Origin of the sequence: Sulfurospirillum multivorans DSM 12446 (genome assembly GCF_000568815.1) — a bacterium.
Lineage (GTDB): Bacteria > Campylobacterota > Campylobacteria > Campylobacterales > Sulfurospirillaceae > Sulfurospirillum > Sulfurospirillum multivorans.
Window position 1 is genome coordinate 2,620,150 of record NZ_CP007201.1, and the last position, 12,050, is coordinate 2,632,199.

Below are 12,050 nucleotides of genomic sequence, written 5' to 3' on the forward strand. Positions count from 1 at the left end.
ATGATAAACTGCGAAAAAATTATTGATTCTATCAATGTAGGTATCGTAACGATTGATGCGGATCTTAAGATCTATTACGTCAACAAATGGTTTGCCGTGCACAGTGACATCGATGCGCAGCAAACCCTGGGGAAAAATCTTCTTGATCTGTTTGAACTCTCTCCTGAGCGTCTCAAATCCTTAAAACGCCACATTAAAGCGGCACTCACACTGGGTGGCCCCTCTTTTTTTACAGCCGATGCAAACCACTATCTTTTTCCCATGAAAAACTCCAATACAACGAAATCTATTTTTGAGTTTATGCAACAAGATATCACGATTATGCCTTACAATAGTGAACAAAAACAGGTGACCGTACTGATTTACGATCAAACCAGTTTGATGGAAGAGAAAGCCAAATGCAATAAAGAGAGTGAAGAGCTTGCCAATGCTAACAGGGTTGCGAATGCGACGATTCGCAAACTTGAAACGGCTAAAAATAAACTTCTGAAACAAAAAGAGATCATCTACAAACAAGCGCATTATGACCACCTAACGTCCTTAGCCAACCGAACCCTACTCACACAACGCATGCAGCTTTTGATCGAAAACAATCAAAACAGTGGTAAAAAATTTGGTGTCCTCTTTTTGGATTTGGATAATTTCAAAGAGATTAACGACACACTCGGACACGATGTGGGCGATATGATTTTGATTCATGTGGCAAAAACGCTGCTATTAGCCACAAGGAAGAGCGACACGGTTGCACGTTTTGGAGGGGATGAGTTTATTATTTTAGTCGATGATATTGGCGAAGAGAACAATCTCAATCACATTGCTAGCAAGCTGATTCAAGCCATCACACAACCCATTCGCATTCGAAACTTCGATTTACATGTAACGACCAGTATTGGCATTAGCCTCTTCCCAAATCATGGCATCGACTTTAATCAACTCATCAAAAATGCCGACCTTGCCCTTTATGTTGCCAAAGCAGAAGGTCGAAATACCTACAAGATTCATCACCAATCCAAATAAATAATAGCTCAGCGCATGCCGTTTACTTAAGAGCATGCGCTTTTATTTCTCATAAAACGTGTTTTATGAAGCTTTAGGGGGTGTCGGGGATCTATCCCTGACCTTCAACAATGGGTTTTACTCATTGTTTAAGATACCGTTACGCAAACTGCGTAACATCAATCAAAAGAACTCTATATCATCATCATGACTTGGATCGAGGCTCTTCTCATCAAAGATGGCTTCTATTTGAATGCACGAACTCAAAAGAGATGAGTCAAGATAGTGAATATCGCGTGCCACTTGGGTTATAAACACATTTTCTCTCCATGAAGAGAGATCATGCAGAAGATTAAGCAGCATGGCGGAGAGGCGTTTGGATTTGTCGGTATCAAATTGCTCTTCAGTGAGCGTTCCTAGAAAATCAATCAATGTTCTTACCGCAAAACCTAAATGCTCAAACTCCATCAATTCCGCTAAAATTTCGGCATACTCTTGGAAATTTTCATAAATAACCGATAAATTGCGCTTATTGGGCTCTTTTTCAAATACTAAAATAGCTTTGTCGGTATCGTCATTAATGATCTCTAAACCATCAATTTTTGAAAGAAAGGAGATCGCCGTAGAGTTGATATAATCCACAGCACTTTGCACGTTATCGTGCGTTTTAGAGAGGATTTTTTTGGTCTCATCACTCATCTCTACACTACTTGAGGTTGTATCGCGCTTGATCTCTTTATCCAGCTGGAAGGTGAGCATGTCATTGGAGAGAATATACTTGGCATTGGCAAAATGTTTGAGCAAAATATTTTTAATGATATTGCCGTTCAGTGGCTTTACATGTAAAAGCATCATGTAGAGTTTTTCTTCGCTCTCTTCCACGACAATACTGCATTCGTATTCATGTTTTAACAGCCATAAAACAAAGCCATAAATAAGACGCACGCAGTCACTCAGATTGATGATATTTTTCTCACAATTGAGCCAATAGTCCCAAAACTGCGCCAATGCCTCTTCGTCATCAATACGAAAAGTAATGTTTCGGTGAAACACATGGGCATTAAAAGGATTCAAGGCACTTGAGAATTTATGAATCTGTTTATTGCGCAAGGCAATAATGCGTAAATACTGTCTGATACGTTGTAAAAAATGCTCGGCATTCAGCGGTTTGGTGAGGTAATCTTCTGCACCCAAAGAGAGCATTCTGTTTTTTGAGGTATCATCATCAAGGGCACTAAGGGCGATGATCATACTCTTTTTATTGACCTGTTTAATGAATTGCGTCGCCTCAAAACCATCTAAAACGGGCATCATAATGTCCATAAAAATCAGATCAAAATGGTTTTTAACACACATTTCTACGGCAACTTGCCCATCTTCAGCTTCAAAGATTTCGATGCCATCCACCTCTTCAAGCAAAAGATTGAGCGTGAGCCTGTTATTATCATTATCGTCAACAATCAACACTTTATACATTTTTTTGCTCCTTTAATCTTTTGGTTAAACTAAATTTTGCGCCACCTAACAAAGGGGAATCTTCGATTTTATACTCTAATTTCAATCCTTCGCATAAAAGCTTCACAAAATGAAGCCCAATGCCCGTTCCCTTTTTTTCAATAACACCCGTTCCTGACGCACTTTGAGTGTAGAGTTCAAACACCTCTTCTTTATCTTTAATCCCTTTGCCATCGTCTTGCACCACGATCTCTATTTTTTCACTATCGGATGCTAAAAAGACCTCAACAATCGAATTGCCATATTTGATCGCATTGGAGAGAATGTTTGAGAGAATTTGTTTAAAACGGTACTCATCGCTCGTAATAAAAGGGCCGCTTTCATCACTTTGAAAAAACAGCATGCGTTTATGCTCAATCGCCAAGGCAGCATGCTTTTCAAGCACATCTAAAATAGCCTCTTTGACGTTAAAAAGCGTCAAATTGTAGTGTAATTTCTGATGACGCAGTTTTCCAAGATCTAAGATATTGGTGACATTTTCGAGCATCGAAGAGGCACTCTTATAAATCTGCTCCAAAAGGTAAACACGCTTGGCTTTTGGCACCTCATCAATATGTGGCATGTGTTTATAAAGGTATTGCGAAAAGTTCAAAATGGCATTGAGGGGCGTTTTTAACTCATGCGTAAAGAGCACCAAAAAAGCATCTTTGGCTTCGGCAAGCTGCTCTTGTTCCTGTGCCTTACGACTAATCTCATTCGCTGCGCGTTCTTTTTGTAAAAAGTTGGTAATGTCATGGCGAATGGCAAGATACTGAAGAATTTTCCCGCTCGTTTGCTCTTTAAAAGGAATAATAATGGTCTCGGCCCAAAAGTCACTGCCATCTTTGTTGCGATTGATAATCTGCGCACGCCAGACTTCACCTTGGGTGATCGTGCCCCACATGTCGCTAAAAATTTCAGGTGCCGTTTGTGGATGTTTAATGATGCGGTGATTTTGCCCTATTAACTCTTCACGTTCATACCCTGTGACTTTCAAAAAATTATCATTTATATAGGTGATATTTCCATCAATATCGGTTTGTGAGACTATTGAAAAGTCAATCAATGTTTGAAAATAGTGACGCTCTGCAAGATAGCTATCATCTAAAAACGTTTTGATGCACTCTTTAAAATGGTCCAACACAGCCTCACTTTCATGTTTCATACTCAAATATCGCTCGCATTTAAGCGCTAAAATTTCATCCAACATACTCAATTGATCGGTTTGTAAAAAAAGAATTATTTTCACATGAGCATCACGTTCTCTGGCACGTTTCAATGCGGGAAGGTAGAGATGTTCGTTACGCGATGAGAGCGATCCAAAGATCAGATCGATCTTTTTTTCTTCCATCATCGTCTCAATTTCGCATGGAGAAATGTTTACATGTAAAGCATCGCACAGCTTCTTGGCTGCATTAACAAACACGGCATCGTAGGATATTTCTCCGATCAGCAGTGCTGAAATGAGGCGAGGTTGATCCAAAAGGTGTGCAGCCATTTTTCTCTCCTTACACTAACATTTTGACAATAGTGTGCGCGATCTCAGGAAGCGGTAAAACCTCATCCACACCACCCAACTTAACCGACTCTTTGGGCATGCCATACACCACGCAACTCTCTTCATTTTGTGCAATGGTTTTAGCCCCTGCTTCGTGCATGTGAAACAACCCTCGTGCACCATCACTTCCCATTCCCGTCAAAATCACACCAATCGCGTTACTTCCTGCCACTTTGGAAACGGAGTTAAACAACACATCCACACTCGGACAATGCCCACTGACTTTAGATCCCAGTCCAATTTCAATAAAATAACTCGCCCCCGATCGTCTTAACACCATGTGTTTTCCACCTTGAGCGATGTACGCGGTTCCCGTTTGCAAAAACTCCCCATGACGTGCCATTTTAACATCCAGTACGCAGAGTTGATTTAGCCGCATCGCAAATGATTCCAAAAAGCTGTGAGGCATGTGCTGCACCACTAAAACCGCAGGCGACGTGGAAGGAAGTCCTCCAAGAACGACTTTAAGCGCCTCTGTTCCACCCGTACTTGCCCCAATAGCAATCACTTTATGTGTTGTCTCCGCCAGACTCGTATGATGCGGGTTCATTTTCATCATAGGAATCTTTTTTTGCACGCGTGCATGAGAGGCATTGATCACTTTTTGAATCAACTCCTCTTTAATCTCCTCTTTACCATCGTAAATATGCGAATGGGGTTTTGTCACATAATCGATCGCACCTGCTTCCAGTGCGTCCAAAGTGGTATTGGCACTGTTGCGCGTAAGCGAAGAGACCATGACGACGGGAGTGGGATAGTGCAACATCAGCTTTTGCAAAAAGGTCACACCATCCATGCGTGGCATCTCAACATCCAAGCAAATGACGTCAGGTTTGAGCTCCACAATCATATCGCGTGCAATGTAAGCATCCGCAGCCAATCCCACCACTTTAAGCCTAGCATCGCTCTCTAGGATCTCTCGTAAAATGTGGCGAGCTGTGGCGCTGTCATCCACAATTAAAACACGGATCATTCCATGATCTCATTTTGCACGTATTTTAAGATAATGCGATTCGCATCGCTGATCATCATAATCCGTCTGCCATTATTGCCACCCGTGTCTTCGGCTCTGATGGGAATGCTGTAGTGTCTTAAGATCTCTTTGGCAATCAGAACATTTTTCTGCCCAATGAGTTGACCTTCCGAATTGGTACGGTGAATGTTCGCCCCTCCAAAGATTTTCGCCTCCATGTTGCGCCGCAGACAGCCTATATTTTCCATATTTTCAATCAGTTTTGGAATCGCGACATTGCCGTATTTTGGACTCTCCAGCCCATTGCCATTCCACAGTGCTAACAAGTAGTGATTCATCCCACCAATGAGTTCGACTTTATCGTACAGGCACACACTCACGCATGAACCCAGCACGGTGACAATCTCGGTAGGTTTAATGCCCACAAAAATTTCTCCAACATGGATAAATTTACGCGGTAACATCAAAACTCTTTCATCTCTTGCGTATCGTCAAACATAAATTCATTCGCACTCTCACTCATCAACGCCTCCGCTTTGGAGGTATCTTGAAGTTTAAGGCAAAGATTAAACTGTGTTAAATTCTCGTTTGAGCTGTAGGTCACCTCTCCATCAAGGGATTCCACCAGCGCATTGACGATGCTAAGCCCAAGCCCTAGTCCATCGATGGATGTCCTTGCTTTGCTCGCATGCACACCTACTTTTTTAAACCGACTAAAGAGCTCTTTATTAGGATCTTTGATAATAACATCCCCCGTATTGGCGATGCTGATAAGCAGATGATCGTCTTCTATCCGTGCGCTTATCCTGACATTGTGTGTTGGAAAAGAGTATTCACACGCATTGGAAATGAGATTGGCAAAAATAGTGTGTAGCTTTTTGGCATCACTGACGATCAAACGATCCAGTTCAATGTCTGAGCTAAAGTGAAGCTCTTTTTCCTCAATCAGATACGCAAACGCCTCTTTTGCTTCTTCGATAATCAAGCGCAAATCGATTTCACTCCAGTAATTGGCAATCTCTCCTGCTTCAATCTCAGCGGCGGTGAAAATGTTGTTGAGCTGAAAATCAAGCTTGTGAAGCTCCATATCCAAAAGAAGTTTCATTGTCTGCGTCTTAGGCGAATCTTCATTTTTGCGCATCATCGAAGAGAGATTGAGCAGAGAACTGAGAGGATTATTAAAGACATTTTTGATTAAAGAGAGAAACTCTCCTTTGATGGAATCATGCTCTTTGAGTTTTTCATTGAGTAAGTAAAGCTTTTTCGTTAAAAATTCCATCTCTTCAAGCGTACTGTTTTTTTGATCAAAGCGTCGTTTGACCTCTTCAAGTAAAACCGTATCACTGACATCCTCAAAATTTTGTTTCATACTCATATTAAGCCTTTTGATAAATTGAAGCACTCTTTGATCTAAAATCTTTTTTCATATCCGTAAGCGCTTCGGAACTTCCTATAAAAAGATACCCATTTTTTGGCAAAATCGTGTAAAATCGATCCACAAGTGCACTTTGGGTCGATTTGTCAAAATAGATCATCACGTTACGGCAAAAAATAATGTTAAGGGCTTTCGCATCAAAAAGCGAATAATCTCCCGTGACGAGGTTAAATTCTCGAAACAAAATTCTCTGTTTCACGGCGTCACGAATGCGGTAAAACGCTTCACCTTCGACTATTTCCGTACTAAAATATTTGCGCAAATAGACCTCGTTTAAAGAGAAAATGGCTTTTTGACTGTAAAGCCCATTCATCGCTATTTTTAATACTTTTGATGAAACATCGGTTGCTAGAATCTTTATATCATACTGCGTATAATTGGGAAGATGTTCCATAAGAAACATCGCAATACTGTATGGCTCTTCGCCACTTGAGCACGCTGCGGACCAGATGCGAAGTTTGCCACCTGAGCGCTCTATAATGGAAGGAAGTTCTCTTTTTAAAAACTCCCACTGTTTTGCTTCTCTAAAAAAGGAGGTCACATTGGTCGAAATAAGCGAAGAGAGATACTCCAGCTCGCCTCTTTTTTTATCGGCGACTAAATAGTCATAATACGCCCCAAAGCTCGAAAGTCCTAATTGCTTGACCCGTTTGGCGAGTCTCGCTTGCACCAGATAAATCTTATGGTCGCCTAAACTAATGCCGATGTGTTGATAGATGTATGCCTGTAAAAGCGTAAACTCTTTACGCCTTAAAACGAGCCGTTCAACCATCAGTACAACTCTTCAACGTTTAAGATGAGCGCTATTTCGCCATTGCCCATCACAGCACCTCCACTGACTCCCTCTGTTTTGGCTAAAAATCCACCCAATGTTTTAATGACCACTTGCTGTCTACCCACCAATTCATCCACTAAAAGTGCAAATTTACCCCTCGCATTTTCAATGCAAACCAGCGTACACTCCCAAGGATTTGGCTGAGCATCATCTAATTCGAGCACACGAGAAAGGCGCACAATCGGCAAAAGTTCGGAGCGCAACTGCACAAACTCCTCTTTGCCGCCTGCACTGTGAACACTTGCCTCTTTGGGCCTAAAAGACTCGGTGATGCACAGCGTTGGGATAATAAAAATCTTCTCGTTGGAACGGACAATCATGCCATCAATAATCGCAAGTGTGAGAGGTAAAACGATGGAAAACGTCGTTCCTTTGCCCTCTTCTGAGCTAATATCAACCTTCCCACGTACCGCTTCAATGGCCGTTTTAACCACATCAAGCCCAACGCCACGCCCCGAAATATCGCTGATCACATCGGCAGTCGAAAACCCTGGTTGCATGATGAGCCCGTAAATTTGGGCATCGCTGAGCTCTTCATCTTTTGACACAAGTCCACGCTCTAGCGCTTTATGATAGACTTTGGCTTTGTTGATGCCTCGCCCATCATCTTTCACTTCGATGATGATAGTGCCCCTCGATGATAGGCACGTAGGCTCACCATCCCCTCTTCGCTTTTGCCTGCTTTGAGGCGCTCTTCCACACTGCTTTCGATGCCATGATCGATGGCATTGCGAATGATATGCACCAAAGGGTCCGAAAGCGCTTCCACCATCGTTTTATCGATCTCGGTCTCTTCGCCTTCAAGCATCAAATGAATCGGTTTATTGACCTTTTTAGAAGAGTCTCGCACCACACGTTTCATCTTATCAAACGTGTCACGAATCGGAATCATCCGCAAACTCATCACACGGTTTTGAATAAGGCGCGTGATCTTGGAGAGGTTTTCAATTGTTTTAGTCACCTCAGCATCGGCAATCGCTTTAATTTTTGTATTTTCACCCAAATAATTTTGGGCAATCACAAGCTCACCAATAGAATCAAAGAGTTCATCCAGTTTCAGCGCATCGATTTTGAGGAAGTTTTTAGAAACAACCGTACTTCGTTTGATCTCTTCTTTCTCTTCAGGCAAAACCACACTTTTAGAGGCCTCAACACTCTGGGGCGCAACTGCTTTGGCGTGGATTTCTTCCACTACGTACTCATTCTCTTCTAAAAAAGCAAAAATATCTGCAATACTTTCAGCCTCTTTTTCACTCGCGAGATAAAGCGTCACTTCTTGAATGGCGTTACGCTCAACATCAAAAAGTTCCTCAGCACGATACTCAGGCACTCGCCAAAATGAGGCTAAAATTCTGCCTACATGTAAAAGGTTTTTGAAGTATAAAAAATGGTCAAATCCGCGCAGGTAAATATCTTCATCAAAGCGCAAAATGATCTTAAAAAGGGTTTCATTCGGGCGTAGTTCTGCTAAGAAATCTTCATTGACTGCGCTGGGAACTTGAAAAAAAGCATCATTGCCAAACTCCAAAGAGAGGTCATTCGTGGAGCTCTCTTCAGGGCTTTGATGTCGTTTACATGTAAAAGAATTTGCTGAATCTTTGCGAGGCATGGCGTGTACTCCGCAGGCAATTTTTCGCTCTCATCCACTTCGCACAGCAGCGTCTCTTTGATGACATTGACACTCTCTAAAAAAAGGTCCACATCAGCACTGCTTGGCGTTATATCGCTGTTTCTAAAGTAGTCAAGGACATCTTCAAAATGGTGAACAAACTCTCCAAGTCGCGCAAAATTAAACGCATTCGCACTGCCTTTGAGGGTATGAACACCTCTGAAAATTTCATTGAGCAGTGCTTTATCATTCGGCGATTCTTCATAATTGATAATATCGACATCCATCTTTTCGATGATCTCGTTTGCCTCTTCGATGAAGATTTGTCTTAGTTTTTCTCTACTCATGCGTTATCCAATTCATCATACCATACGACTCAAGATCAAGACGCATTGAGTCAATAAAATCGATCTTAAGAGAAGGTTTGGTCCGTTTGATCCAAAAAAGCAACGCGAAAAGTGCCGAAGTCGAAGGGATGCCATCGCGAGAGCGCAATAAGACAATCTCCTCAATATACCCCAAACGATCTTTGATGAACTCTTGAAGCGTTTTGACCTCTTCTAAATCCATCTCAATATCCAGTTCTAGCACATCTCCATCTATATACATTGCACACCTTTGTCACAGATCTTTTACACGACGCTTTACATGTAAAGGGAACACTAAAACTCTTTTAAATCATCTTCATCCAAAGGGAACACCTCTTCGTTACTGCGTTTTGAAGCAGAACTAAAGGTCGACTTTGTTCGTTTAGGAGCCATTGCTAAACGCTTTGGAGGCATACTAAGGCTTGAAGTCGAGGCACGTTTAAGAGACGCTGCTTTTGAAGCCTCTTTTCCCATATCGTACCCTGCAAGAGCTGCAATCTCCGCCACACTCTCCAGCATCGAAAGCGCTTGTGCGTTAAGCTCTTCTGCCGCTGCTGCGGTCTCTTCAGACGCTGAAGCATTTTGTTGGGTGATTTGATCAACCGAACCCATTGCTGTTGCGATCTGATTCATACCCTCGGCTTGCTCTTTAGCAGAAATGGCAATCTCGCCAATCAAATCAGAGGTCTTTTTAATGCTTGTCAATATCTCGGTAAACGACTCTTTCGTACGGTTCGCCACTTCGGTTCCCATCTTCACTTGATCGATGCTCGCTTCGATAATGCCCGTAATCTCTTTCGCCGCTCCCGCACTGCGTTCTGCTAGGTTTTTAACCTCTTCTGCGACCACCGCAAACCCAAGACCATGCTCACCCGCACGCGCCGCTTCTACGGCTGCATTGAGCGCTAAAAGGTTGGTTTGGAAGGCGATTTCATCGATTGTTTTAATGATTTTGGCAATTTTTTGAGACGAATCGGTGATCTTCTCCATTGCCACCATCAGGTCGCCCACTTGTTGATTGCCGATGCGTGCGGCGTCATTGGAGTGTTGCGCCAAAAGATTGGCTTCACGGCTGTTATCTGCGTTTTGATTATTGCTTGCCGTTGCTTCCTCGATGGTTGCACTGACCTCTTCCACACTGCTCGCTTGTGAACTTGCTCCTTCAGCCAAAGAGACCGAAGCGGAGCTAATTTGCTCACTTGCACTTACTACCTGAGCCGTTCCCTCGGAAAGAGATTTGACAGAGTCAACGACCACTTTTACAATACTTCGGATCAAGAAAAATGCAAGAATAATACTAATGATTAAACCCACTATCACACCAATAATCATCGCAAATGAAGCAGTAGAGAGATCACTGCTAGTCTCTTCTGCAATGGTGACAATCGAGCTAAAGCCCTCTTCCGTAATAGCATCAATCGCGATGGAAAGCTCACCGACAACTTGCAAACGTCTCTTTTGAACTTCATTCGTCTCTTGCATAACCGCAACAAACCCTTTTAAAGACTCTTCATACACTTTAGCTGAAGATTCAATGGCATTAAGATACCCTAAAGCGACACTGTCCGTTGTTTGCGCCTTAAGTGCGCTTACGTCTTGAAACAAGACATCAAATTTTTTGATCGCACTTTCAAGTAACGCTGGATCTCTCTTGACCTGAGCACGTTGCCCATAGACCCTTGAGTAAGTTCCAATACTTAGAACATCATCAATTTTGGCAAGTTTACTGTAGCGTTGTTTTAATTCAGCAGGCGAAATACGATCATTCATCTCTTTAAAAAGCTGCTCTTCTTGTGTCTGTCGGTACAACTCAACACTTTTAAGAAACAGTGCTGCGTTATTGACCGTTGCTTCATCAAATAGTTTTTTCTTAGCTAAAATCTTCTCATTTTGCTCTACTGTGGTGACATACTCTGCCAATGCTTTCGCTGCTGCTTTTTGGTGTTCCAATAATTTTTTGAGATTGTTTTTTTTACCAAGCTCATCGACTTTAAGAAGGTTGGCTTGAAGATCTGCAAAATTGGTTTTTGCTTTGCTTAAAGCCACTTCATCATCAATAGAGATAAAACTCAAAATGTTATAGCGTGCATTGCTAAAATTTTGCATTACCTGACTTGCAAGTGTGACTTCTGGCACATACACCGATGAAAGACGTGTCGCATCTGAAGAAGCACTGCGCATTGAGATAATACCTGTTAACCCAATAATCAAGACGATGGCGATTAAAACCCCAAATCCTAGTGAAATCCTATATCCTAATGTTGCATTTTTCATGACACTTCTCCTTTACGCTTCGCTGGCTGTTTTACTTAAATTTTGTACCATAGTGAGTTCCTCTTCACCAAACAAAGCGAGTAGGTCCAAGATCATGACCACTTTTTGTTTGTATTGCGCCATATTTTTGATAAATCTGGTATCGATATGACTACCAAATTCAGGTGGAATGCTTAAATGTTCCTCTTCCACATTGATGACCTCTTCCACCTTGTCAACAATAAAACCAATCTGCTTTTCCCCAAGCTTGATGATAACAATCGCGGTATACATATGAGCAGGAATGGAAGGCATATCGAATTTAAGGCGCATATCCACCACGGGGATAATATTGCCTCTTAAATTCATCACCCCTTGAATAAACTTGGGGGTTTTAGGCACAGGAGTGGTTTTCATCATTGCGATGATCTCTTTCACATCAGAGATATGCACCCCATAGACCTCCTCTTCTAAGTAGAACGTCAAGAAACGATTGCTCGTTCTATCGTTGTGTTTTTTTTGCTCCATT

The 12,050-nt window shown here is 42.1% G+C and carries 13 protein-coding genes; 1 reads left to right on the plus strand and 12 read right to left on the minus strand.

What is annotated here, in order from left to right:
- Nucleotides 1–1,017, plus strand: coding sequence for a diguanylate cyclase domain-containing protein (locus tag SMUL_RS13580; RefSeq protein ID WP_025345801.1), 1,017 nt, complete (start codon nucleotides 1–3; stop codon nucleotides 1,015–1,017).
- 162 nt (nucleotides 1,018–1,179) lie between these two features.
- Here the strand turns inward: SMUL_RS13580 and SMUL_RS13585 are convergent, their stop codons facing one another.
- The 12 genes from SMUL_RS13585 to SMUL_RS13630 form a co-directional block, all read right to left on the minus strand.
- Nucleotides 1,180–2,472 carry a response regulator gene (locus tag SMUL_RS13585; protein WP_025345802.1) on the minus strand — a complete coding sequence of 431 codons (1,293 nt, stop codon included), beginning with the start codon at nucleotides 2,470–2,472 and terminating at the stop codon, nucleotides 1,180–1,182.
- Nucleotides 2,465–3,988: a PAS domain-containing sensor histidine kinase gene (locus tag SMUL_RS13590; RefSeq protein ID WP_025345803.1), complete on the minus strand. Its 1,524-nt coding sequence runs from the start codon at nucleotides 3,986–3,988 to the stop codon at nucleotides 2,465–2,467. Before SMUL_RS13590 ends, SMUL_RS13585 begins: the two co-directional genes overlap by 8 nt.
- Nucleotides 3,989–3,998: 10 nt before the next feature.
- Nucleotides 3,999–5,021 carry a protein-glutamate methylesterase/protein-glutamine glutaminase gene (locus SMUL_RS13595; protein ID WP_025345804.1) on the minus strand — a complete coding sequence of 341 codons (1,023 nt, stop codon included), beginning with the start codon at nucleotides 5,019–5,021 and terminating at the stop codon, nucleotides 3,999–4,001.
- Entirely contained in the window at nucleotides 5,018–5,485 is a 468-nt protein-coding gene (locus SMUL_RS13600; RefSeq protein ID WP_025345805.1) for a chemotaxis protein CheD, read from the minus strand. The genes SMUL_RS13595 and SMUL_RS13600 overlap by 4 nt, the downstream gene beginning before the upstream one ends.
- Entirely contained in the window at nucleotides 5,485–6,390 is a 906-nt protein-coding gene (locus tag SMUL_RS13605; RefSeq protein WP_038534055.1) for a sensor histidine kinase, read from the minus strand. The genes SMUL_RS13600 and SMUL_RS13605 overlap by 1 nt, the downstream gene beginning before the upstream one ends.
- Before the next feature lie 7 nt (nucleotides 6,391–6,397).
- Nucleotides 6,398–7,228 (minus strand): CheR family methyltransferase, encoded by an 831-nt coding sequence (locus SMUL_RS13610; RefSeq protein ID WP_025345807.1) that lies wholly within the window; start codon nucleotides 7,226–7,228, stop codon nucleotides 6,398–6,400.
- Nucleotides 7,228–7,905, minus strand: a complete 678-nt coding sequence (locus tag SMUL_RS17515) for a chemotaxis protein CheA (RefSeq protein ID WP_235674102.1) — start codon at nucleotides 7,903–7,905, stop codon at nucleotides 7,228–7,230. The genes SMUL_RS13610 and SMUL_RS17515 overlap by 1 nt, the downstream gene beginning before the upstream one ends.
- Complete coding sequence (locus SMUL_RS17520) at nucleotides 7,902–8,621, minus strand: hypothetical protein (protein WP_223809827.1); 720 nt, start codon at nucleotides 8,619–8,621, stop codon at nucleotides 7,902–7,904. The genes SMUL_RS17515 and SMUL_RS17520 overlap by 4 nt, the downstream gene beginning before the upstream one ends.
- 137 nt (nucleotides 8,622–8,758) lie before the next feature.
- Nucleotides 8,759–9,247, minus strand: a complete 489-nt coding sequence (locus SMUL_RS17525; protein WP_223809715.1) for an Hpt domain-containing protein — start codon at nucleotides 9,245–9,247, stop codon at nucleotides 8,759–8,761.
- Nucleotides 9,240–9,509 carry a hypothetical protein gene (locus SMUL_RS13620; protein ID WP_025345808.1) on the minus strand — a complete coding sequence of 90 codons (270 nt, stop codon included), beginning with the start codon at nucleotides 9,507–9,509 and terminating at the stop codon, nucleotides 9,240–9,242. The genes SMUL_RS17525 and SMUL_RS13620 overlap by 8 nt, the downstream gene beginning before the upstream one ends.
- A 53-nt stretch (nucleotides 9,510–9,562) precedes the next feature.
- A complete protein-coding gene (locus tag SMUL_RS13625) occupies nucleotides 9,563–11,542 on the minus strand; it encodes a methyl-accepting chemotaxis protein (RefSeq protein ID WP_025345809.1) in 1,980 nt (659 codons plus the stop codon).
- Between the two features lie 12 nt (nucleotides 11,543–11,554).
- Complete coding sequence (locus tag SMUL_RS13630) at nucleotides 11,555–12,049, minus strand: chemotaxis protein CheW (protein ID WP_025345810.1); 495 nt, start codon at nucleotides 12,047–12,049, stop codon at nucleotides 11,555–11,557.
- Between the last annotated feature and the right edge of the window lies 1 nt (nucleotide 12,050).